Origin of the sequence: uncultured Microbulbifer sp., from assembly GCF_947504145.1 — a bacterium.
Taxonomy (GTDB): domain Bacteria; phylum Pseudomonadota; class Gammaproteobacteria; order Pseudomonadales; family Cellvibrionaceae; genus Microbulbifer.
The window spans coordinates 1,295,959-1,319,405 of sequence record NZ_CANNGQ010000001.1 but is presented as its reverse complement, the minus strand read 5'-3'; the positions used below and the strand labels follow the sequence as shown (position 1 = coordinate 1,319,405).

Below are 23,447 nucleotides of genomic sequence, written 5' to 3'. Positions count from 1 at the left end.
GCGAATTTTGGTGCAGTGGTGGAGCCCGCTGGCTGCGAGCTCGCGGAGGGCGGAGAACGGTGGGCGCCTGCTCAGCAGGCGATGGACAGCGGTTCCTGGCAGTTGTCGTAGAGGTCGCTGGCGGTGCGTACCAGTCGGTCACTGATGGCAACCGGGAAACCGATTTCCAGCAGCCGCGCTTCAAAGTATTCGAGCAGCGCTTCGAACAACATGGGGTTCAGGCCACGGGCGAGAAAGTTGGCGCGGGCGGTATGCATCGGCTCCGGCTGGCCGGCAAAGGCATGGCTGAGGAATTGAGCCTGACGGCTGAGTTGTTTTGCGTGGTCTTCACTATCGTCGGCGGTCAGGTATTTGCCGATGGCTTGGTAAAACTCGCCTGCGGTCTCCTGGATAAACTGTCGTCCGCCCATCTGGGCCAGAAGCCCCTGTTCGGCTACCGGGCTGGATTCGGCCACAGCGGCTGGGTGTCCGGGCGCTGTGGCGAGTGGTGTGAGTGCTGGCACTGCTTTCGGCATTGGTGGGTCCCCCTGTGAGATGGAATCTGGTCTATTGCGGTGGCGCCCGGATTGCCTCGTTTCTTTGTGTTCATCCGGTGGCGGCTTTAACGCTCTGCCGTCGCAGTAACCGGATGAGGGCTTGGGGCTGCCTGTCGCGATATGGGCGGCAAGATTACGGGATGGAAATACTGCTGCCAATCAATCGGCATGAAATTGTCACACTCTTCCACGGGTTGTGTGCCGGCGGTTTAATTAGGTGCAACTTTCGGGCGCGCTATGCCTCTGGTGCTGTTTTTTAAGGCATTTTCGATCCGTTAGCCGAAATTTTGGCGCGGCAATGAAAGTGTGCTTTGGCACTAAACTGCAGGCTGCGGACCGTGGCGCGAAGAACAATGGCACTGGTAGACTTGCCGGTTCACTATACCGGCAGAACCAAGAGGCATATCAAGATGGCGAGTATTTTCACCCAGATCATCAACGGCGACCTGCCGGGGCATTTTATCTGGCGCGATGACGTGGCGGTTGCCATCATGACCATTGCCCCAATCAAGCCGGGCCATTGCCTGGTCATACCGGTGGAAGAAATCAACCATTGGGATGATGTGCCCGAAGAAATCACCGCGCATCTAATGGCGGTGGCGAGCAAACTGGCCAAGGCGCAAAAGAAGGTGTATTCCCCTGAGCGGGTGGGCATGATGGTGGCTGGAATTGAGGTGCCCCACACCCACTATCACCTGGTACCGATGGATGAAATTGCTGACCTCGATTTCGCCTTGCAACAGCAGGCTGAGCCGGAGGCGCTGGCCGCCGAAGCGGCCAAGCTGCGCCGGGCGCTGGAGGATCTGGGATTCCGGGACGCTTCGGCGCCAGATTTAGACTGAAAGATCGCTCCTTCGCTGCATCCAGAACCAGTATTGGCGTCGTCCTACTGGCATTGAACAAGAACAGGTAACCGGATCATGTTTCGCAGATTGTCTATTTTCATGTCCTCGGCATTGGTATTCGCGCTTTTCCTAACGGCCGGGGCCGCTCACGCCCAGCAGGGCAGCAGAAGCTTTCCTCTGGAGGGCTTTACGGCCATCGCGCTGAAAGGAAGTTCTAACCTGAAGGTGGTTCAGGGGGCCGAGTTCTCTGTTACTGCGCGGGGGGAGGAAGAGGATCTGGTTCACGCCAAGGCGGAAGTCAATGGCGACACTCTTGAACTCTCCGTTGAGCCCGAGAGCAAAAGCCTGTTTGGGGTGGTCACCGTGAGCAGCGAGCCGGAAGTGAATTTCCGGGTTACCTTGCCGGTGATCGATGGAATTCGCGTCACGGGCTCCGGCGATGCCACCGCAGATACCCTGGAAAGCGAAAATCTCGATTTGCGCGTCACCGGGTCTGGCCTGATTCGTGTGGAAAAGGTCGCGGCCGAGTCGCTGAGCACCGGTGTGACCGGCTCTGGGGACCTGATTCTGGGCACGGTACTGGCAGTACACGGCTCCGCCGGTATCACCGGTTCCGGCGATGTCCGTATGGACAACTTTATTGGCGAGGACTTTTCCGGACAGATCAAGGGTTCCGGCGATATGGCCATCGGCGGCAAAGTGGCCAATCTGAATGTCACTGTGATGGGCTCCGGTGATTTTATGGGGCGCAGCCTGAGCGCCACCAACGCCGGTGGCTCGGTGATGGGGTCCGGCGATATTGTTCTCAAACGCCCCGCCAACGAGTCTTTCTCTGTGATGGGGTCGGGCGACGTGGCCCTGGTCGACTAGCCGTACACAACCGCGATGGCCCGGCTTGCCTGCACGGGGCAAAAAAATGGATTTCACCACCCGCGCCGCAACGGACGGTGGAAGTAGGGAGAAGGCATGAGCGAATCTGACGGCGAGAGCCGCAGTTCCGATACGGATGACAACCGACCAAAGGGCTCCGGAAGCCGGCTGCGAGCCCTCCGGCAGCAGTGGCGGCACCTGCGTAAGGAAGCGCGGGATAAGTCCCACTGGGCTGCAGAGCGCCTTCTGGACAAGCGTATCTGCATCGGCATTACCGGTCTCAGTGGTGCCGGCAAGTCGACGCTGATTACCAGCCTGATTTACCAGCTCAGTCATCCCGACCGCGCCCAACTGCCGGGCTTTGCCCCGGCGCTTAGCGGGCGTCTCCTGGGCGCCGAGCTGCACCCGGCACTGGATACTGGCCTGCCGTTGTTTGAATATCAACGCTGCCTGGATGCTCTCACCGCCAATCCCCCACGCTGGCCGGAATCCACCCGTGACCTCTCTGCCCTCGAGTTACATGTGCACTTGCAGGGGCGTCGCCTCGGGCGCGATTACCGGCAAAAGCTGGTTCTGGAGCTGCGTGATTATCCCGGCGAATGGCTGATGGATCTGCCGCTGTTGCAGATGGATTTCGCCACCTGGTGCCGCCACCAGCGTGACCTTTTAGATGGCGCACCGCGCGCGGACCTGGCCCCCGAGCTACTCGCAGAATTGCACAGCCTTTCACCGGAGTCGGTGGTGGACTCGGGGAAGCTCGACAGCCTTTGGCAAAACTATCGACAGTTTCTGCGCGACTGCCGCAGTGCGCGCAAGCTGAGTTATCTGCAGCCGGGAAGGGCGCTACTCGATCATGAGGAGTACGGCTTTTTCCCGTTGCCGGGTGTGGGCCATCAGCCGGAAAAAGAGTTGCAGTCGCTGCCCGATGACAGCGTCTACAAGGCGCTTGAGGCGCGCTACCGGGCCTACGTGGAAGAAAAAGTTGCGCCGTTTGTAGAGGGGCATTTCCGTCATCTGGATCGTCAGTTGGTGCTGGTGGATCTGATCGGCACCCTGTTTGCCGGCGAGGAATCGCTGGAAGATATGCGCAAGGCATTTGGCCATATCGCAGACACCTTCCGCTACGGCAGCAACGGCCTGTTGCGTAAATTGTGGCGCCCGCGTATCGACCGACTGTTGTTTGCCGCCACCAAGGTGGATCAGGTGCTGGCGGCCGATCACGATGCGCTGCGGCAACTGCTGGGGCAACAGCTACAGCAGGTATTCTCCGGCGCTCGCCATCGGGGTTTACCGCTGTATTGTGAAGCGATCGCGGCGGTCCGCTGCTCCAACGAGAGTGTGCGCGATGGTCGGCGTATGCTGGTGGGACACGGCATGGACGGAAGTTACCTCGGATTTGAGAACGCCGAGATCATGGCGCACTTGCCACAGGACGGTGAGTGGCAGCACTACACCGGCGGTCTGCCGCCGCAGCTGCGACCGCCTGTGGGCATAGGCCGGGAAGGGTATTTGCCGCATATTCGCATGGATGCGCTGTTGAATTTACTGCTGGGAGACAAGGTGTAATGGCTGCGCCTGACGATCATTCAGAACAGATAGACTCGGCCAATGGCGCTCCCCGCCCACGCCGCCAGACGCGCATCGAAAATCTCGAGTCTGAAGAGCCAGCCCTGCGCGACCGGGCCAGCACCCGGGTAGAATCACTGGCCGAAGAGCCTGGTGAGCTGCCGCGCTCGATTACCACCGGCGAATCCCTTCCCGACAAAATCTCGTTTTCCGAACTCCGGTTACCCATGTTCCGCTTGCGCATGTGGAAGCCCGCATTGCTCGCGGGTCTGGCGCTGGCGTTTGGCGCGGTCTTCTGGGAGTTGCGCCAGTTCTTTATTTGGGCCGCGGATATGCACTGGTCCCTGGGAGTGCTGGCGGGCGTTATTATTTCCGCACTGGTACTCACTATGGCCAGTGCTGTGTGGGAGTACTTTCGCGCGGGCAAGCCGTTACGCAAACTGCAGAAAACTCAGGAGCTGGCGGCAGAAGTGCGCGACAGCCGCGCCACCGATGCGGTGGCGCCGCTGAACCAGCAACTACGCGAACTGTTTGCAGGCAAGCCCCAGGGCGCGTTGCTGGCACGGGTGCAGGAGGAGACACCGGACTATTACGACAACAGTGAATTGCTGCGTCACCTGGAACTGAATTTTTTCGAGGCGCTAGACCAGGAGGCGCTGCGGCGTATTGTCCGCCACGCGACCACCACCGGTGCATTGGTTGGCCTCAGCCCATTTACCACCCTGGACGTGCTGGTGGCACTGCGCCAGTCCATGCGTATGATCGACGACGTGGCGCAGATCTACGGCGTGCGCCCGTCGGTTGTGGTGCGCTGGCGCCTGTTCAAAAAAATTCTCGCGCTGGTGGCCTACAGTGGAGCCAGCGAATACGCAGTAAGCGAACTGTGGCCGGAACTGGTGGGTGACAGCATGCTCAGTACCGTGTCGGCCCGTTTGGGGCAGGGCATGGGTGCCAGTCTGTTTATGGCGAGAATTGGGCTGGCGGCGGTGCACAGCTGCCGGCCTATTCCATTTTCGGAAAAGCAGCGTCCCCGCCTGGGCGCACTGACCCGCAGAATTGCCAGTAGCCTGAAGGAGCGCCTTCTGGGGCGTCAGCAGAATCAGTGGCCAGAGGGTGTATCCGAGGTTGGCCTTGAACGTGAGGCGGTCAAGGCAGAGAGAAAACCGTCATCGGGGGGCTGAGCCGGGCGCTCAGTGCAAAACGCCAGAGACGAACGTTGTGCGAAGAGAGGCCCCGAATACGGGGCCGGATCATTGCGGAAAAAGGGGTTCGATTTACTGGAACTGCTTTTTCATCAGCATCCGTGTGTGGTGCTGATCAACCAGCTCGGCCAGGGTTTCGAAACGGCTCACGATAAATGGGCGTGGATTGTTCGCGCCGGTCTCGTCCGGGTATTCAACCCCTTCCCGTACCATTTGCAGCTCTTTGGCCAGCGCCTGCATGGCATCAAAAATGGCTTTGGTATTCTGCTCGTCGTGAAAAAGACGGGTGCTGGCAGTATCGGCCAGATAGCTATCGCACTCACCCAGCCATTCGGTACGCTGGTTTAGAAAGTTGATGGTGTTGCGAATGCCGCCCTTGTACTTGGGTTTAAAGTTTTCATTGACGTACTTTCCCAGGCTCCGCATACCGGAATCCACAAACTGTTCCACCAGAGTATTGCAATAACTGTCGGTAAGATAGGAAGGGTGGGTTTTGGCGGTTGCGCCGGATGTCGCACAGGTGGCGATCACGCCTGTTATCACGGCGGCCTTGAAAGACAGGCGCAGGCGCTGGAAGGATGCTCTGGAAGTAGAGGTTGATTTTGATTTTTCTGGCGTTTTCATCGTTGAATGCCCTGGTGTTGTTTTCGCTATCAGGCTTTTAATTGTGATATACATCACATGAATAACGAAACGCCAATCTTATGTCAACGGCTTTTAAGTATGATTTGTCACTATTGTGCTAATTGCAGAACCAGTACGCGTTTTTACCCGTAATTTACGTGTATTTGGGGGCGTATCCCGGTATTTATTGGTCAGATGGCTGAAGGTTTTTTGAGCGCTGTCTCGCAGAATTGTGCCGGGCTTAAGTTGGCGGTTTTCCAACCAGTGCCCGGTGAAAGGAGTAGATTTTGTCTGAATTTGATTTTGACCTGTTTGTGATTGGTGCAGGATCCGGTGGTGTGCGCGCGGCGCGTATGGCGGCGGCTGCCGGTATGCGCGTGGCCGTAGCGGAAGACCGCTATATGGGCGGCACCTGTGTGAATGTCGGGTGTGTACCCAAAAAGCTCTTCGTATACGCCAGCAGCTATCGGGAAGCGTTTGAAGATGCGCAGGCCTATGGGTGGGAAGGGCAGGCCGGTGCCACCTTTGTGTGGCCGACACTGCGGGATAACAACGCACGGGAAATTACCCGCTTGAACGGTATCTACCGCAACCTGCTCAGTAATAGCGGTGTACAGATTATTGATGGTCGGGCAAAGCTTACCGGTCGGCAGCAGGTGAGCGTGGGGGAAGATTGCTACAGCGCCGAGCGGATTCTGGTCGCTACAGGCGGCTGGCCCTATGTGCCAGAGTTCCCCGGTAGCGAGCATGCCATCACCTCCAATGAGGTCTTTTCTCTTGAAGTCTTCCCTCGCCGGGTACTCGTAGTTGGCGGCGGCTACATCGCAGTGGAGTTTGCCGGTATTTTTGCCGGGCTGGGCGCGGAGACACACCTCTCTTACCGTCGCGATTTATTCCTGCGTGGGTTCGACAAGGATATCCGCCATTTCGTGCGTGATGAAATGGCAAAAAAGCAGGTGAACCTGCATTTCAGCCACGATGTGAAATCTATTGAAAAGCAGGCGGATGGCAGCCTGAACGTACACGCGGCCGATGGCAGTGTGTTTGAAGTTGACGCTGTACTCTACGCCACCGGACGCAAACCGAACACCGCCGGCCTGGGGCTGGAGAAGTTGGGTGTGGTCCTGCACAAAGATGGCACCATTGGCGTTGACGACAATTTCCGCAGCAGTGTCACATCGATCTTTGCGCTGGGGGATGTTACCGGGGGCCCGGAGCTGACTCCGGTTGCGCTCGCCGAAGCCATGGCGCTGGTGAAACACTGGCAAACCGGGAAGACGGCGGAAATCGACTACAACAATATCCCTACCGCTGTATTCTGCCAGCCGAATATCGGCACTGTGGGCTTGAGCGAAGAGGAGGCGCGCCAGTCGGGTGTGCCGGTCGTCATTTACAAATCCGATTTTCGGGCCATGCGTCACTCGGTAAGTGGGCGGGACGAGCGCACCCTGATGAAGCTGATTGTCGACGGCAGCAACGACCGGGTGGTTGGTGCGCATATGGTGGGCCCTGACGCCGGGGAGATTATTCAGGGGATTGCGGTGGCGATGAAAGCCGGGGCAACCAAAAGTGTGTTCGACCAGACCATTGGCATCCATCCGACGGCGGCGGAAGAATTTGTCACCATGCGCTCGCCGGTGGCGGATTGACAGGCGCCTGAAGGTTGCGTGAGCGTGGCGTGCAAAGCCGGGACGCATAAAAAAGGCCGTGCCAGATGATCTGGCACGGCCTTTTTACATGAATTTTTTTGCCCCCAATTCAAAAATTAACGGGTAAGGCAGGCTTGGTACACTGCGTTATTCGTCGACTTCAACTTCAACTGGGGTTTCCAGGGGTGGTACCTGATGCCGGCGGGCCTTGCGGCGGTCTCCACGCTCCTTGAGGCAGCGTTCTACGGAGTTGAATGCACCGGTGACCGCGCGATGAATGGAGTCGCTTTCATTGGTAATGGTGACCGGGTTACCGCTCAGGGCAAGTTCTACGGAAGCTTTGTATTGCTTCCCTTTGTGCTTGTGTTGGTGGGGGGCTTCGAGGACCACACGGCTTCGTATGATGTCGCCACAATAACGTTCGAGCTTGTTGAGTTTCCTGGATACGGTGTCGGCCAGAGCGGCAGATTTATCGATATCGCGGAACACAATGTTATCGTAAGGCGCAGATTTCATGGGCACATACCTCCGGTTATAACGGGTCCATGCAGGCCGCAAAATGCGGTTTGCTGAAAGTAGGTAGGGCGCCCTGTAGGGAGAAGGCCTGTTCAGCAGGAAAAACGGATCACCAGAGGTCGCAGATTCAATATTTGCCGTATTGGCAATGTGTGTGTTTTGCGCCCGGGCCGGTTTCCCAACTGGGTCAGGAGTAACTCCCTGTAGGTCATAATGCGATTCTCAGGAAAAAAATCAAGCGTTGAAATCAATAAAATGTCATAAAAATTTGTTAATGACTGGGGAACTTTTTTGGTGCGCGCAAAGTGCGATTTTGAGGCATAAGTCACTGAAGGTGTATCAATCTTGTTGGCATGGTCATTGCTGCGTATTTGAGTCTGGGGTACATTGGCTGGCCTCGCGCGAGGCCCGATTCTTCTCGGTATACGCTGGGGGATGCCGAGTATCCCGCGGCTGGCGCTGCAGCCTCTTGCGAATTCTGAAGTAAAAATCAAACAACGGACTTTTGACTATGGCGGTAAACCGTGGCTGCGCTCTTGTTTTGACGAGCGTATTGGGGGTGTTTGGCTGGAGTGGATTGGTGCTGGGGGCATCATCTCTCACTGTTGAGCAGAACAAACTTGCACGCATGGAGCAATCTCAGGAAAACCGGCTGGTTGCGCTGGAAGATGTTGAGAATGAAATGCTCGCCTACGAGTACAAGCTTCAGCGGGCTGAAGAGTCATTGTCAAAAGCCCGGGCTAACTACGAAGAGAGCCTGATGGCGTTCAAGGTGGCGGAACGGGAGCACAAGACGGCTGCCAGCTCCGACACCGAGCGCGCATTGCACAAGGCGAAGCACGCCTATGCCATGGCCGAGCGCGGTGTCGACAGCCGCAAGCGCCGGGTAGATATTGTTCAATCTACCTTCGGCGATCTGGAAGCCCGACTGCAGGACGCTCGCGAGTCTGTTTCTTCTGGCGAGACCCGCCTAACTGGCCAGCAGGCACTGGTCGACAAGCTGGTCCAGGCCATGCTGGTCAAGGCGGAGGAGCAGAAACAAGCGGCCAAGAGCACGGCATCGGCTCCGGCCGTCGAAGCGCCGGCGGTAGCGAAGCCCAGTCTCGCGTCGCTGGAACCGGTTGAGCCGACCATGCCCGAGTTGGCAGCACCCTCTGCCGATAATGAGATTGCCGCCCCAGAGCGGGACATTGACCCTGAGTTGTTGGAGTACGTGCGAGGCGAGCGCGACCGGCTGGAAAAACTCCTGAGTGAACTGGATGAAGATGAAGAGGGGCGCCAGACATTCCGCAACCTGTCACTCCGACCGTCCGGGGAAGATTCCATTGAGTTCGAGTTTCTTGGGCAGAATCAGTATCGTCTGGTGGCGCCGGTGAGCGCTGGTCGCCAGACATACAAAATCAATTCCTGGCGTTTCCGTCGTACCATCCCATCCGACGATGATGGTGAACGCTATGTATTTGTCTTTGATGCCCGGCGCTTGTCGCGTCCGCGACTGGTGATGTATCCCGAATACGTACTTTCACGGCTGGACTAGATCACCCGCTAATTGAAAAAGCCCGCATCGCGGGCTTTTTTTATGCGTACTGGTTTTGTCGCCGCGCGCGCTTTGCACCAGGCCGGTCAATCAATCAGCCCTTCAGCGGAAGCGACAGCAGAGGCTGGTACTGGCTGCCGCCGGGCGCCAAAAGGCTGTGGTACAGGGTGAGGTTGTCCAGTGCGCAGATAAAGTCGGCCGGCACGGCGGACATTCTGGAAAAACCGGTGCGACTTCGCGCAAGGGTGAAGTGCGGGCGAAACGACTTGCGCTCTGGTTGCTTGCCGATGGCGCGCACCATCGCCCGACACTTTTCGTGCAGGCCTGTCAGGGGTGGGGTAGGGGGCAGCTCCGCGGCCAGCATTTTGCCTCGGTCTCTAGGGAACGGGTGTGTACTGACGATCTGCCCGGTACACGCAGGGGTTGAGAGGGCGACTTCCTGAAGTATCTGCTCGATCGTCGCCAGGTGGCGAAGCTCGGTGTCGCCGAGAAATACCAGGGTGAGGTGCCGGTTGGGTTCGCTGATCCAGCGAGAATCTCGTGGCAGCCGAAGACTCTCAAGGTGCATGCATGTGATATCCAGAAAGCGTTGGGTCGCGCGGTTGGGCGCAATGCCGACAAAGAGCCGGACCGCTTCGCGTTCACTGGTGGTGTCTTTCATTGTTTCCATCAAAGTTCGTATTTTTTTCATTTTTTTTTGCATGAATCCCTTGAAGGCAGTTGTGCAGCCCCTATATCTGATTGTGAGGGCGGCAGGCTCGACAGAGGTGCCACCCCTCAGCCCCGGTAACTTGCGTTGAATGACAGATGTTTCAGACGTTTTACCGGTAATAGACAGCCTGGTGCATCGTGCACAGGCATTTTTCAATATTGCTCTGAATTGAGGATATACGACAATGCGTAACTTAGATCTCTCCCCGCTGTATCGTTCTGCTATTGGTTTTGATCGTCTGGCGAACCTGCTGGATAACATGACCACCACGGAGCAGAATCAGCCCGCGTATCCCCCATACAATATAGAATTGACTGGTGAGGACGCCTACCGAATTTCCATGGCCGTCGCCGGTTTTGACGAATCTGAGCTGGATATTCAGATGGAGCAGAATCGCCTGACGGTAAGCGGCAAAAAGCCTGCTGAAGAAGGCAAGCGCAACTTCCTGCATCGCGGCATTGCTGCGCGCAATTTTGAGCGGCGGTTCCAGCTGGCCGATCATGTGCGGGTTACGGGTGCCCAGTTGGCCAACGGACTCTTGCATGTCGAACTGGTGCGCGAAATCCCCGAAGCGATGAAGCCGCGCAAGATAAGCATTTCCAGCGGTAATCTGCTGCAGTCCAGTCAGTCTGAAGCGCCACGGGCGGATGGGGAAAATGCACAGGCCGGTGAACAAGCTGCCTGATTGTGCCCCCGCTTTCCGCTGAACCCGAATCAGCAGACACGATGTGTTCGGGTTCCTGTCCACTGTGCCGCCACCCGGCGGCACAGTTTTATCACCGCGATAAATTCCGCGAGTACTTCCAGTGCGCCCAGTGCGCACTGGTATTCGTCCCTCCCGAGTTTCACCTTTCAGTAGATGCCGAAAAAGCGTATTACGAATTGCATGAGAACAATCTCGAAGATGCGGGATACCGGCGTTTTCTGGGGCGCTGTGCAACGCCATTGCTGGCGCGGCTGAAGCCGCAATCCCGCGGCCTGGATTTCGGTTGTGGCCCGGCGCCGCTGCTTGCGAAAATGCTCGAAGAAAATGGTCACCAGGTCGCCACCTACGACCTATTTTTTCAGCCCGATATCTCTGCGCTGGATGATCGCTTTGACTTTATCGTGAGTACCGAGGTGATGGAGCATCTGGCAGACCCAATGGCCGTATTGGCGTCGCTCTGGCGCCGGCTCAAGGCCGGGGGCGTCCTGGCGTTGATGACCAAGTTGGTTGCTTCGCCGGAGCGCTTCGCCAACTGGCACTATATTCGTGATCCGACCCACATCGTATTTTTCAGCATTGAAACGTTTCAGTGGCTGGCTGGGCAGCTTTCTGCACAGCTGGAATTCAGCGGCTCCGATGTAATTTTCTTTACCAAACGTGGGTAGCGCTTACGCACTTTTTGCCGTTCAGGTATTAACCCGGAAAAGCTTTGCGCGCACGGTGGTGCGGTACTCACTGGGTGTGGTGGAGAGGAATTTCTTGAACAGGGCGGTGAAATGCCCCATGTCCTGATAGCCCACCCTCTCGGCGATTTCGTTGACCGACAGGTTGCTCGACTGCAGCAGGTCGCGGGCCATGTCCACCCGTACATTCTGTAGGTACTGCAGTGGCGTCTGACCGGTGGCGAGTTTGAAGCGGCGGTTGAAGGAGCGCACGCTCATATCAAAGTGTCTGGCGACTTCGCTGAGTTTTACATCTTCACTGCAGTGCTGCTTCAGCCAGGTTTGCGCCTGTACGATCTCCTCGTCGGGGTGCAGGTGTACCGCGCCTTCCGAATAGGCGATTTCTTCGAAAGGCCGGCGGATTTCGTGGGAAAAGTTGCGCTCTACGTGGCTCGCAATGGCCGGTCCGTATAACTGTCGAATCAGGTGCACGGTAACATCCGCCAGCGCGTTGACGCTGGCAGCGCAAAACAATTTGCTTGCCTGAGTGATGAAATACTGCCGCTTGAGTTTTACTTCCGGGTAGTCCGCTGCGAACTGGTCAAAGTAGTGCCAGTGTGTTGTTGCGGGCTTGCCATCGAGCAAACCGGCTTCCGCGAGAAAGCAGACCCCGGTGCCCACTGCGCTGATGGCCGCGCCTTTTTCCGCCTGCTCGTTTAGCCATTGCAGCAGGGGTTTGCTGCGCCGCAGGGCGGGGCGGGGATTTCGCCAGAGTGCCGGTAAGTAGATGATGTCGCTGTCGGGTGCATCCGCCAGTGCCACGTCCGGCGCCAGTGAGAAGCCGGAGCGGGACTGCACCGATTTTCCATCAATACTGGCGGTGACCAGGTTCAGCGCGCCGTGTTTCCTGTCTGTCCTCGTCTCCATGCCAGCGCTACTTTCCAGATGTGCGGCCTCTGTTGTGCGTTCCCCCCGCTTGTGTTCAACCCGTGCACGACTCTCGGCGCCGCGCAGCATTTCGAGGGGCAGCACCGTACCGGTGGAAAGCATTTGATCAAGGAGCATGAAGGTGACGGTAGGCATGGGTAACTCTCTGAATGCTGCATTCGACGATTCCACGGTCGAAGTGTGGATGCCCTGGGGGTTTCAGTCGGTCTAACCTGATAAGGGCACTGCAACGGGCCGGATTGGCCAGATGCTCAAAATTGCTGGCCAGTATGCCCATAGCGAGGCCGAATCGCCAGCCCCTACACTGGCGCTCCATCGGATTTGCTCAGAAATTCGATTTGTTTCCGAATCAGGCTGGAGGTCAGGATGCAGCGCCTACCCGTAATAACCGCGTTTGGGGGATTCAATCCCGCTGGTCGCAGTTCGTTCCATCGTGGCTACAAACGGTTGGTGCTCGACAGTCTCGGCGCATCGGAACGTGTTGATGTGCTGTCTGATCTCGCCGCGCTGATGGGGTTGCGCACCGGTGACGCCGCGGAAGGGCCCCTGAGTCCAGAGCTGGAGCAGCAGGTGCTGCAGGGGACTCTGGTGCGGGAACTGGAGTCGCGTTTTTACGACTACCGCAAATGCCACTTTCACCAGTCTGCCGATCTGAAGAGCGACAGCGGATTTACCTTCGAGATGTCCGCGCGCCAGCTACCGACGCCGTTGCCCCAGGACTGGACGGTTGAGACGCTCGACAACGGTCGTGTGCGTGTTCAGGCCGCCAGCCTTTCCGTCATGCTGGATAGTCACCGGGAAATTGCCGTGGCCTCTGCTGGGCAGCTGCCTACCGGTTTTGAGCCGGGTCAGCAGTACAACTCCCGCTTTCATCCTCGCGGCCTGCAGCTTGCCATCCTGGGCGCTTCTGACGCAGTCCAGTCCCTGGGTATCGACTGGGATCTGGTGGCCGAGAAGGCCGGTCCTGAGAATATTTCTGTGTACGCCAGCTCCGCCATGAGCCAGTTGGATGCGAACGGCAATGGCGGCCTGCTGCAGTCCCGTCTGCGTGGTGGTCGGGTTAGCTCCAAGCAGCTGGCCCTGGGCCTTACCAGTATGCCAGCGGATTTTGTAAACGCTTATGTGTTGGGGAGCGTTGGCACTACCGGTGCCATTGCCGGCGCCTGTGCTAGCTACCTGTACAACCTGCGTGCTGCAGTCGAGGATATCCGCAGTGGCCGTGCGCGGGTTGCCGTTGTGGGTGCAGCGGAAGCGCCGCTGGTGCCCGAAGTGGTAGATGGCTATGCGACCATGGGCGCGCTCGCCAACCTGGATGGATTGCGCAAGATTTTTGGCGGCGACATCGATTTTCGACGCGCAAGTCGCCCGTTTGGTGAAAACTGCGGTTTTACCCTGGGTGAGGGCAGCCAGTGGGCCGTATTGATGGATGACGAGCTGGCGCTGGAACTGGGTGCGCCGATTCACGGCGCGGTGGCGAATGTCTTCGTCAACGCCGACGGCCCCAAAAAATCCATTTCTGCGCCGGGTCCGGGCAACTACCTGACCGTGGCGCGTGCGATGGCAGAGGCTCGCGCGATACTCGGCGAAGACAGCCTTCGTCAGCGCAGCTTTGTGCAGGCGCACGGCTCCAGCACGCCCCAGAACCGGGTGACTGAGTCGGCGATCTTTGACCGCCTGGCTGGGGACTTCGGTATCGAAAACTGGCCGGTGTGTGCGGTGAAGGCATTTGTCGGTCATACCGTGGCTGCGGCCAGTGGCGACCAGTTGATTTCCTCGCTGGGCATCTTCAACCGCGGCATTCTGCCGGGTATCACTACCATCGACCGCATTGCAGACGACGTACATCACGAGCGGTTGTCTCTGTCCCTGAGCCATGTGGAACGCGACCCGGCGTCACTGGATGTGGCGTTCCTGAACTCAAAGGGCTTCGGTGGCAACAATGCGACCGCTAGTGTTCTGGCGCCGCATATCACTGAGAAGATGCTGGCAAAACGCCACGGCGAGAAGGTGATGAGTGCCTACCGCAAGCGCAGTGAAGCGCCAGCGGAGCGCGCTGCGGCCTACGACGCTCGCGCCAGCCGCGGAGACCTGGATGCAATTTACCGTTTCGGTGAGGGATTGATTGACGAGTCCGGTATCTCCCTGGAGGGCTCGCAAATGACCTTGCCGGGCGTGGCTGGCAGTATTTCTCTGCCGGATGAAAATCCCTTCGCTGATATGGTGTAAGAGTCTGGAAGGTGCTGTGCGGCAGGGCCATCTGGCGGTAGACTCTCTGCTCGTGTCCCAGGCTGGAAGGATTGGATGACGGAGAAGGATGCAAATTCGCCGCCGGTAGAGGCTGCCGGCAGCGACGATGTCGGCGCGCGGCTTAAGTCGGTGCGGCTAATGCACGGCTGGTCACAACGGGAAATGGCCAAGCGTGCGGGGGTAACCAACGCCACCATCTCCCTGATCGAGCAGGGGCGTGTCAGCCCTTCTGTCGGCTCCCTCAAAAAAGTACTCAACGGCATCCCCATGTCGCTGGCCGACTTTTTCACCTTCCAGTTCGATAGTCAGCCCCAGGTTTTTTTTCGTGCCAGCGAAATGCCGAACGTGGGGCCGGGCCCCATTCAATATCGTCTGCTTGGCGCGGGAAACACCCAGCGCAGTATGTCGATCCTCCATGAAATTTACCCGCCGGGCGAGGATACCGGCCCCGAGCTTCTGAGCCATGACGGCGAGGAAGGGGGTATTGTGGTGTCTGGACAGCTCGAAGTCACCGTGGGGGGAGAGGTTGCCGTCCTGGGGCCTGGTGATGGTTACTACTTCAGCAGCCGGCGTCCGCATCGTTTTCGCAATCTTTGGGACTGTGATTGCGTGTTGGTTAGCGCCAATAATCCGCCCAGTGTCTGAGCGGTTTCCTATATTTCTTCCGTCTTTTCTGCATATTGTCTGTGTCCTGACCGAGTGACCGATGATTGCCGTATCTTGCGACGATTCGGTCAAATTTTGATCTCGGGGGCCGCAGAACCACAATTCGGCATCAAACCGGACAGTGGATATGGCGGAAATGGTATTCAAACGCGCGTTTTAATCTCGCTATACTTGAGCCCTGACCGATTTTGGTAAAAGCGTCATTAGCTGGTTACAGTAGCGGCGTAAGCTGGCCGAAAGGCAATCCCGAAATCTGTCTTGCACAACCCGACCCCCCGGACCGGTGTATTCCCCAGGGTTGCACCCCGGTCACCAATCAATGAGGTCAATAATGTTATTTAGTGGCAAAGCGCTATCCGTGCAGATGCTTGACAACGGCATCGCGGAACTGAAATTCGATCTGGAAGGCGAGTCCGTCAACAAATTCAATCGTCTCACCGTATCGGAGTTTTCCGAAGCACTGGACGCGATTGAAAAGGCTGGCGATATCAAAGGCCTTTTGCTGACGAGCGGTAAGAGTGTATTTATCGTCGGTGCGGACATTACCGAGTTTGGTGGAGCATTCTCCGCCGGGCCTGAAGGTATTGCCGAACTGATGAACAAGAACAACGTCAACATCAACCGCCTGGAAGACCTCCCTTTCCCTACCGCGGTTGCGATCAACGGCTACGCCCTGGGCGGCGGCTTTGAAGTCTGCCTGGGTTGTGATTTCCGTGTGATGGGCGATAAGGCCAAAGTAGGGCTGCCGGAAGTCAAGCTCGGGCTGCTCCCGGGTTGGGGCGGCACCGTGCGTCTGCCGCGTGTGATTGGCGTCGATGGCGCTGCCGAGTGGATCGCTGCGGGCAAAGAGCAGCGCCCGGATGCGGCATTGACCGCTCAGGCTGTGGACACCGTTGTTCCCACTGAGCAACTGAAAGACGTGGCGCTGAAGTTACTGGCACGCGCAATCGATGGCGAGCTGGATTACAAGCAGCGCCGCGAAATCAAGAAGTCCCCGATTCCCCTGAACGACACCGAAGCCCTGATGGCCTTCTTTACCACCAAGGCGTTTGTCGGTCAGCAGGCGGGTCGCAACTATCCTTCGCCGGTCAATGCCGTGACCTCCATCGAGCAGGGCTACAAGGTTGGCCGTGACGAAGCTTTGAAGATCGAGCAGCAGCAGTTTATTGCCAGTGCTCAGACTGATACCGCGAAATCCCTGGTGGGCTTGTTCCTGAGTGACCAGAAAATTGGCAAGGTCGCCAAGGAGTGGGAGAAAAAGGCCGACAAGAAAATCGAGCGTGCGGCTGTTCTCGGTGCTGGCATCATGGGCGGCGGTATCGCTTACCAGTCTGCCTATAAAGGCACTGGTATCAAAATGAAGGACATCAACCAGGATGGTATCGACCTTGGCCTGAAAGAAGCCAATAAGCTGCTGTCGAAACTCGTTGAGCGCGGCCGTATGGGCGCTCGTGAAATGGGTGAAGTACTCAATCGCATTGAGCCGACCCTGAGTTACGACGGGTTCGACGATGTCGACGTGGTGGTTGAAGCGGTAGTGGAAAACCCCAAGGTAAAACATGCTGTGCTGACAGAGGTCGAAGGTAAAGTTTCTGACGACACTGTGATTGCTTCCAATACCTCCACCATCTCTATCGATTCTCTGGCTGAGCCTCTCAAGCGTCCGGAAAATTTCCTGGGTATGCACTTCTTCAACCCGGTGCACAAAATGCCGCTGGTGGAAGTGATTCGCGGTGAGAAGACCTCCGATAATGCAATCGCCCGCGTGGTGGCTTATGCCAACAAAATGGGCAAGAAGGCGATTGTCGTTCGCGATTGCCCTGGGTTCCTGGTGAACCGGGTTCTGTTTCCGTATTTTGCGGGTTTCGCCATGCTGGTGCGCGATGGCGCCGATTTCCAGCAGGTCGACAAGGTCATGGAGCGCTGGGGCTGGCCAATGGGTCCGGCATACCTGATGGATGTTGTGGGTATCGATACCGGTGTGCACGCAGAAAAGGTGATGGCTGAAGGTTTCCCCGAGCGTATGGGCAAAACCTTTACCGCGGCATCCGATGTGATGTACGAAGCCGAGCGTTACGGCCAGAAGAATGGCAAAGGTTTCTACGACTACGAGGAAGACAAGAAGGGTCGCCCGAAGAAGGTGGTTTCGGAGAAAGCCTACGAGTTGCTTAAGCCACACGTGGCCGAGCACCGTGAGTTTGAAAATGACGAAATCATCGAGCGTATGATGGTGCCGATGGCCACCGAGCTTGCCCGCTGCCTGGAGGAGGGGATTGTCGATTCCCCCGCAGAAGCGGATATGGCGCTGATTTACGGTATTGGTTTCCCGCCGTTCCGCGGTGGCATTTTTGCCTGGCTGGACAATATCGGCCTGGATAACTTCGTGAAGATGGCCGAGAAGCACAGTGATCTGGGTGAGCTGTATAAGCCCACTGAAGGTATGCGCGAAATGGCCGCCAGCGGCAAAACCTACTACGGCGACAAGTAAGGAGAGTTTCCATGAGTCTGAATCCTAGAGATGCCGTAATCGTCGACTATGCACGTACTGGTATGGGGCGATCCAAGAACGGTGTGTATCGTCATGTGCGCGCCGACGATATGTCTGCAGAGCTTCTGAAGAAGTTTCTGCAGCGCAATGAAAAACTGGATCCGAAAGAGATCGACGACCTGATCTGGGGCTGTGTCATGCAGCGCGATGAGCAGGGCTTCAACGTTGCTCGTTTTATCCTGTTGCGCGCCGGGTTGCCGCACACCATCCCCGCACAGACGATCAATCGTCTGTGTGGTTCTTCCATGTCTGCCCTGCATACCGCAGCGGCGAATATTCAGGCCGGTCTCGGTGATGTCTACGTAGTGGGCGGTGTCGAGCACATGGGGCACCTGAATATGATGGAGCATGTCAGCCCGAACCCGATGCTGGGCCGTTATATGGCCAAGGCCGCCGGGTCCATGGGGATGACAGCGGAATATCTGGCGATGATGCACGGCATTCAGCGCCAGCAGATGGATGAGTTCGGCGCTCGCTCCCATCAGCGTGCGGCCAAGGCCACCGAGGAAGGAAAGTTCAATCGCGAAATCATCGCCATTGAAGGTCACGATGACGACGGCGTGCCGATGCTGGTGGAGACAGATCAGACCATCCGCCCGGATACAACCGTCGAAGCTTTGTCCAAGCTGCGGCCTGCATTCGATCCCAAGCACGGCCAGGTAACGGCTGGCACCTCTTCACAGATTACCGATGGTGCGTCTGTGATGCTGGTGATGTCTGCTGAGCGCGCCCAAGCGCTGGGCCTGACGCCGATTGCCAAAGTCCGTGAAATGGCACTGGCCGGTGTGGATCCGTCCATCATGGGGTACGGTCCAGTACCGTCTACCCAGAAGGCGCTGAAGAGTGCTGGTTTGACTGTCGAGGATATCGACAAGGTTGAGTTGAACGAAGCCTTTGCGGCGCAGGCGCTGCCAGTGCTCAAGGATCTCAATCTGCTCGACGCGATGGACGAGAAGGTCAACCTCTACGGCGGCGCGATTGCACTGGGGCACCCGTTCGGCTGTTCCGGCGTCCGTATCACCGGCACGCTGCTGTCTGTGATGCAGAACGAGGGCGGTGACTTGGGTGTATCGACCATGTGTATTGGTCTCGGGCAGGGTATTACCACTATCCTCGAACGGGTTTAATGCCCGATTGATTCGACCGAGTCTGACCAAAAACGGGGCGCCCATCTGGGCGCCCCGTTGTATTTCAGGCTTGCTGCGCCGATAGGAGGTGCAGTTTTGTTGAAGCCCTGTGTCCACTGTGGCACAATCTGCTCCCCTCGTTGCAGGCCAGCTTGGTTTTTTATTAAAAATTCAAGCAAATCAACGGCTTAGAGCAGCGAGGTTGCGGGGACGTGGTGGAATTGGTAGACACGCCAGATTTAGGTTCTGGTGCCGCAAGGTGTGGGAGTTCAAGTCTCCCCGTCCCCACCAAACAGGTTTTTGCAGTCCGTGCCCAGATACATACTTCCTCTTGAGGGGGCGTGTGTGGCGCGGGCTGCTTGTATTTGGCGGTCGGCCAGTGATTGCCGGCGCAACGCTAGTCGCTGGTGCCGGGGCTTCCCGAAGCCCAGCATCTGTGAAGAGAACAAGTCTCACGAGGATTATCATGCAGGTTTCCATTGAAACAACTTCCGGTCTGGAACGTCGATTAACGGTCAATTTGCCGGCAGAGGTCGTCGATAAGGAAGTTGACAAGCGCCTTCAGCAGGCGTCCAAAACCGTGCGCATCAACGGCTTCCGCAAGGGTAAAGTGCCGATGAAAGTCGTCCGTCAGCGTTTTGGCGCTGGTGTGCGTCAGGAAGTCCTGGGTGAAGTGATGAGTCGCTCTTTCTACGACGCCGTGCAGAAAGAGCAGGTAAAGCCGGCTGGTCAGCCGAGCATCGAAGCGAAAAACGTAACCCCGGGTGAGAACCTGGAGTACGTTGCGACCTTTGAAGTTTACCCGGAAGTTGCTCTGACCGATCTCGGTGAAGTGACTATCGAGCGCCCGAAAGCAGAAGTGACTGACGCTGACGTCGACAACATGATCGACGTGCTGCGCAAACAGCAGTCCAGCTGGAAAGAAACCAAGCGCAAAGCCCAGAAAGGCGACCGCGTAACCATCGACTTCGTTGGCCGCAAAGACGGTGAAGAATTTGAAGGTGGTAAGGGTGAAGGTCAGCAGCTGGTACTTGGTTCTGGCAGCATGATCCCCGGTTTTGAAGATGGCATCCTGGGTATGAAGCCCGGTGAAGAAAAGGAAGTGGAAGTCACTTTCCCGGAAGACTACCAGGCGGAAAACCTGGCAGGCGCCGAAGCCGTGTTCACCATCAAGGTAACCGCGTCCGAGAAGCCGGAGCTGCCTGAGCTGAACGACGAGTTCTTCGCCGGTTACGGTGTGGAAGAGGGCGGTGAAGACAAGTTCCGTGAAGAGGTTCGCGGCAACATGCAGCGCGAACTGAAAAACGCCGCGCTGAATAAGGTCAAGACCCAGGTCATGGACCAGCTGTTTGAAAAGCACGAAGTAGAAATTCCTGCGGCGCTCGTTCAGGGTGAAGTGCAAACCCTGCGCGGCCAGATGGTTCAGCAGTTCGGCGGTCAGATCAATCCGGAAGATGCGGCCAAAATGCTGCCGGACACCATGTTTGAAGATCAGGCCAAACGCCGCGTCGTTCTCGGTCTCGTTGTTGGTGAGATCGTTAAAGAGAACAAGCTCGCCGTAGATGGCGATCGCGTAAAAGCGAAAGTGGAAGAGCTGGCCTCTACCTATCAGCAGCCGGAAGAAGTGGTTGAATACTACTTCAACAACCGCGAGTTACTGGCTGGTGTCGAGTCTGTCGTGCTCGAAGATCAGGTTGTGGATTTTGTCCTGGATAAGGCCAAAGTCAGTGAAGTGGAAAGCACCTACGACGACGTGATCAAGCCTCAAAAACAGGCTTGATAGCGTAAAAAACGGCCACCTCAGGGTGGCCGTTTTTTCTTTGATCGCAAGACTCGGAAATGCACAACGCCCCTGCTAGTGCTTCCTGGTTCTGAGCCCCCCGCCTTCATTTGAATCTATCTTTCCCTGTCCTTTTATTTTCCCGCTGATCCCAAACTGGCTTTATAGCCAATGAGCAGTTAAGCTCAGATTGAATCATTCTTGAACCTATATTGACCCTATGTTTCAGGGTTGTGCCTTTTTTGAGCACACCCGTTCTGTAGTCGCCTAGTACGCCGAAAAAGGAAGCATCGTATCCATGGCATATATTGATAATTCCGCAAACCCCAAAGAAATTCTCGCCACTGGTGGCCTGGTGCCCATGGTGGTTGAGCAGACCGCGAGAGGGGAGCGCTCTTTTGATATTTACTCCCGTCTATTAAAAGAGCGGGTGATTTTTATGGTAGGCCCGGTGGAAGACCATATGGCCAACCTGGTTGTTGCCCAGCTGTTGTTCCTGGAGGCGGAGAACCCCGACAAGGATATTCACCTGTACATCAATTCGCCGGGTGGATCCGTTACTGCCGGTATGTCCATCTACGACACTATGCAGTTCATCAAGCCGGATGTGAGCACCATGTGTATCGGTCAGGCCTGCAGCATGGGTGCTTTTCTGCTGACCGCCGGTGCTGAAGGTAAGCGCTATGCCACGCCCAACTCGCGGGTGATGATTCACCAGCCCAGCGGTGGTGCCCAGGGGCAGGCATCGGATATTCATATCCACGCCCAGGAGATCCTCAAGATTCGCGCGCGCCTGAATGAGCTGATGGCGCACCATACCGGGCGCACCGTGGAGGATATCGAGCGCGATACTGACCGGGATCGCTTCCTGAGCGCCGACGAGGCAAAAGAGTACGGCCTCGTGGATGATGTGTTGGCGAGCCGTCAGGCTATGGGCAAGTAACGCTGGTTTTTTGAATACCGGGCATCTATCGCCTAACAATCCAGTGGAAGCCGGGGTCCTGTTCTTGTGAACAGGGAGGTGGTGAGTACTTCTTCTAGGTCCACCTCTCCCGGACTTCCGCCGGGTCAGATAAAAAAGCTTGAAAAACCTGCCAAAAGGCCGCATCTTGCTTATGAACCCTATTTGCCGCCGCATTTCGGCTGGCTGCCAGACCACGGAGTACATAGATGACTGATCAGAACAGCGGAGAAGAAAATGGCAAACTCCTTTACTGTTCCTTCTGTGGCAAAAGCCAGCAGGAAGTACGCAAGCTGATCGCGGGCCCATCTGTCTACATTTGTGACGAGTGTGTCGAGCTCTGCACAGATATCATCCGCGAAGAAGTCCAGGAATCTGTTGACGGTGAGGATTCCCGCCTGCCTACACCGCAGGAAATTACCGAAATTCTCGACCAGTACGTGATTGGTCAGTTGCGCGCTAAGCGCGTGCTGGCGGTAGCGGTGTACAACCACTACAAGCGTCTGCGTTCTAACAGTAAGGGTGTAAAGGGTAAAGACGATGTTGAGCTCAGCAAGTCCAATATCCTGCTGGTAGGTCCTACCGGTAGTGGTAAGACCCTGCTGGCAGAAACTCTTGCCCGCCTGCTGAATGTGCCGTTCACCATTGCAGACGCCACCACCCTGACCGAAGCCGGTTACGTGGGTGAAGACGTTGAAAACATTATTCAGAAGCTGCTGCAAAAGTGCGATTACGACGTAGATAAGGCCCAGCAGGGCATTGTGTATATCGATGAAATCGACAAGATCTCTCGCAAGTCCGATAACCCGTCCATTACCCGCGACGTGTCCGGCGAGGGCGTACAGCAGGCGTTGCTGAAGCTGATTGAAGGTACTGTGGCTTCTGTACCGCCCCAGGGTGGTCGCAAGCATCCTCAGCAGGAATTCCTGCAGGTGGACACCTCCAATATCCTGTTTATCTGTGGCGGCGCATTTGCCGGCCTGGATAAGGTGATCCGCGACCGCTCTGAGAAGGGTGGTATCGGCTTCTCCGCGGAAGTGAAATCCAAAGATGGCAAAAGCAACTTCGGTGAAGTGCTGCTCGACCTGGAGCCGGAAGACCTGGTGCGTTACGGCCTGATCCCGGAATTTGTCGGCCGTCTCCCGGTGACAGCGACGCTGGAGGAGCTGGATCGTGCTGCTCTCGTGCAGATTCTTACGGCACCGCGCAATGCGCTTACCAAGCAGTATGCGAAGTTGTTTGATATGGAGGATGTTGAGCTCGACTTCCGCCCGGATGCACTGGATGCGGTCGCAACCAAAGCCATGGAGCGCAAAACCGGCGCCCGCGGCCTGCGCTCCATCATGGAGTCGGTGCTGCTGGAGACCATGTACGACATTCCCTCTATGGATAACGTCGCCAAAGTCGTTATTGACGAAGCGGTAATCAAGGGTGAGTCCGCACCGCTGCTGGTCTACGAGCAGCCGGAGCAGTCGCAAAAGACCCAGAAGGCCGCCCCTGAGGAATAGGCAGCACCGCGGTGACCGGATTTGATCTGGCCGTCTGATCCGGCCCTGGTATTGCACAAAAAAGCCCCGTTCCGGGGCTTTTTTGTGCCTGCTAGAAAAGGGCGCTCGACCCGTTGGGCAAAGAATACTCCGGCCTGTAGATTTCTGTGCTAATACAAGGTGTTGCACGGGAATTTGCATGTTCCATGACCATCAATCAATGCGCTGAATTAAACTAATTTTGCTGCGTCAATCGGG

At 57.0% G+C, this 23,447-nt stretch carries 20 protein-coding genes and 1 tRNA gene; 16 read left to right on the top strand and 5 right to left on the bottom strand.

The genetic code is table 11. The features are described from left to right. Positions 1–71: 71 nt before the first annotated feature. Positions 72–515 carry a hypothetical protein gene (locus tag Q1A74_RS05890; RefSeq protein ID WP_299593424.1) on the bottom strand — a complete coding sequence of 148 codons (444 nt, stop codon included), beginning with the start codon at positions 513–515 and terminating at the stop codon, positions 72–74. Positions 516–946: 431 nt separating this feature from the next. Here Q1A74_RS05890 and Q1A74_RS05885 point away from each other — a divergent pair, with 431 nt between their 5' ends. The 4 genes from Q1A74_RS05885 to Q1A74_RS05870 all read left to right on the top strand — a co-directional run bounded on the left by Q1A74_RS05885 (position 947) and on the right by Q1A74_RS05870 (position 4,998). Continuing rightward, positions 947–1,378: an HIT family protein gene (locus Q1A74_RS05885; protein WP_299593421.1), complete on the top strand. Its 432-nt coding sequence runs from the start codon at positions 947–949 to the stop codon at positions 1,376–1,378. A 78-nt stretch (positions 1,379–1,456) separates the two neighbouring features. Then, positions 1,457–2,251 (top strand): DUF2807 domain-containing protein, encoded by a 795-nt coding sequence (locus Q1A74_RS05880; protein WP_299593418.1) that lies wholly within the window; start codon positions 1,457–1,459, stop codon positions 2,249–2,251. A 96-nt stretch (positions 2,252–2,347) separates the two neighbouring features. Next, positions 2,348–3,817 (top strand): YcjX family protein, encoded by a 1,470-nt coding sequence (locus Q1A74_RS05875; RefSeq protein ID WP_299593415.1) that lies wholly within the window; start codon positions 2,348–2,350, stop codon positions 3,815–3,817. Continuing rightward, the gene (locus Q1A74_RS05870; RefSeq protein ID WP_299593412.1) at positions 3,817–4,998 is read left to right on the top strand and encodes a TIGR01620 family protein; all 1,182 of its coding nucleotides are present in this window, start codon (positions 3,817–3,819) and stop codon (positions 4,996–4,998) included. The genes Q1A74_RS05875 and Q1A74_RS05870 overlap by 1 nt, the downstream gene beginning before the upstream one ends. Positions 4,999–5,091: 93 nt before the next feature. On the opposite strand, the gene Q1A74_RS05865 is transcribed toward Q1A74_RS05870, so the two are convergent. After that, entirely contained in the window at positions 5,092–5,643 is a 552-nt protein-coding gene (locus Q1A74_RS05865; RefSeq protein ID WP_299593409.1) for a hypothetical protein, read from the bottom strand. Between the two features lie 287 nt (positions 5,644–5,930). Here Q1A74_RS05865 and gorA point away from each other — a divergent pair, with 287 nt between their 5' ends. Next, positions 5,931–7,292: a glutathione-disulfide reductase gene (gene gorA, locus Q1A74_RS05860; protein WP_299593406.1), complete on the top strand. Its 1,362-nt coding sequence runs from the start codon at positions 5,931–5,933 to the stop codon at positions 7,290–7,292. A 147-nt stretch (positions 7,293–7,439) separates the two neighbouring features. On the opposite strand, the gene raiA is transcribed toward gorA, so the two are convergent. Next, positions 7,440–7,808, bottom strand: a complete 369-nt coding sequence (gene raiA / locus Q1A74_RS05855; protein ID WP_299593402.1) for a ribosome-associated translation inhibitor RaiA — start codon at positions 7,806–7,808, stop codon at positions 7,440–7,442. Positions 7,809–8,319: 511 nt separating this feature from the next. Here raiA and Q1A74_RS05850 point away from each other — a divergent pair. Next, positions 8,320–9,345 (top strand): hypothetical protein, encoded by a 1,026-nt coding sequence (locus tag Q1A74_RS05850; protein ID WP_299593399.1) that lies wholly within the window; start codon positions 8,320–8,322, stop codon positions 9,343–9,345. 94 nt (positions 9,346–9,439) lie between these two features. Here Q1A74_RS05850 and thpR read toward each other — a convergent pair whose 3' ends face one another. Beyond that, the gene (gene thpR / locus Q1A74_RS05845) at positions 9,440–10,036 is read right to left on the bottom strand and encodes an RNA 2',3'-cyclic phosphodiesterase (protein ID WP_299593396.1); all 597 of its coding nucleotides are present in this window, start codon (positions 10,034–10,036) and stop codon (positions 9,440–9,442) included. Positions 10,037–10,241: 205 nt separating this feature from the next. Between thpR and Q1A74_RS05840 the strand changes: the two genes are divergently transcribed. After that, the gene (locus Q1A74_RS05840) at positions 10,242–10,742 is read left to right on the top strand and encodes an Hsp20 family protein (RefSeq protein WP_299593393.1); all 501 of its coding nucleotides are present in this window, start codon (positions 10,242–10,244) and stop codon (positions 10,740–10,742) included. A gap of 41 nt (positions 10,743–10,783) precedes the next feature. Beyond that, positions 10,784–11,428: a class I SAM-dependent methyltransferase gene (locus Q1A74_RS05835; RefSeq protein WP_299593390.1), complete on the top strand. Its 645-nt coding sequence runs from the start codon at positions 10,784–10,786 to the stop codon at positions 11,426–11,428. A gap of 21 nt (positions 11,429–11,449) precedes the next feature. On the opposite strand, the gene Q1A74_RS05830 is transcribed toward Q1A74_RS05835, so the two are convergent. Next, positions 11,450–12,508, bottom strand: coding sequence for a GlxA family transcriptional regulator (locus Q1A74_RS05830; protein ID WP_299593387.1), 1,059 nt, complete (start codon positions 12,506–12,508; stop codon positions 11,450–11,452). A gap of 231 nt (positions 12,509–12,739) precedes the next feature. On the opposite strand from Q1A74_RS05830, the gene Q1A74_RS05825 reads away from it, so the two are divergent. The 8 genes from Q1A74_RS05825 to clpX all read left to right on the top strand — a co-directional run bounded on the left by Q1A74_RS05825 (position 12,740) and on the right by clpX (position 23,210). Further along, entirely contained in the window at positions 12,740–14,599 is a 1,860-nt protein-coding gene (locus Q1A74_RS05825) for a beta-ketoacyl synthase (protein ID WP_299593384.1), read from the top strand. Between the two features lie 75 nt (positions 14,600–14,674). After that, on the top strand, positions 14,675–15,265 hold the full coding sequence (locus Q1A74_RS05820; RefSeq protein WP_299593381.1) for a cupin domain-containing protein: 591 nt from the start codon (positions 14,675–14,677) through the stop codon (positions 15,263–15,265). Positions 15,266–15,617: 352 nt separating this feature from the next. Further along, a complete protein-coding gene (gene fadB / locus Q1A74_RS05815; RefSeq protein ID WP_299593378.1) occupies positions 15,618–17,774 on the top strand; it encodes a fatty acid oxidation complex subunit alpha FadB in 2,157 nt (718 codons plus the stop codon). 11 nt (positions 17,775–17,785) lie between these two features. Then, positions 17,786–18,961 carry an acetyl-CoA C-acyltransferase FadA gene (gene fadA, locus Q1A74_RS05810; RefSeq protein WP_299593375.1) on the top strand — a complete coding sequence of 392 codons (1,176 nt, stop codon included), beginning with the start codon at positions 17,786–17,788 and terminating at the stop codon, positions 18,959–18,961. A 206-nt stretch (positions 18,962–19,167) separates the two neighbouring features. Next, positions 19,168–19,252 (top strand) — tRNA-Leu (locus tag Q1A74_RS05805). A 175-nt stretch (positions 19,253–19,427) separates the two neighbouring features. Beyond that, positions 19,428–20,741 (top strand): trigger factor, encoded by a 1,314-nt coding sequence (gene tig / locus Q1A74_RS05800; protein ID WP_299593372.1) that lies wholly within the window; start codon positions 19,428–19,430, stop codon positions 20,739–20,741. A gap of 298 nt (positions 20,742–21,039) precedes the next feature. Continuing rightward, positions 21,040–21,684, top strand: coding sequence for an ATP-dependent Clp endopeptidase proteolytic subunit ClpP (gene clpP, locus Q1A74_RS05795; RefSeq protein ID WP_299593369.1), 645 nt, complete (start codon positions 21,040–21,042; stop codon positions 21,682–21,684). Between the two features lie 227 nt (positions 21,685–21,911). Beyond that, positions 21,912–23,210, top strand: coding sequence for an ATP-dependent Clp protease ATP-binding subunit ClpX (gene clpX / locus Q1A74_RS05790; RefSeq protein ID WP_299593366.1), 1,299 nt, complete (start codon positions 21,912–21,914; stop codon positions 23,208–23,210). Positions 23,211–23,447 lie beyond the last annotated feature (237 nt).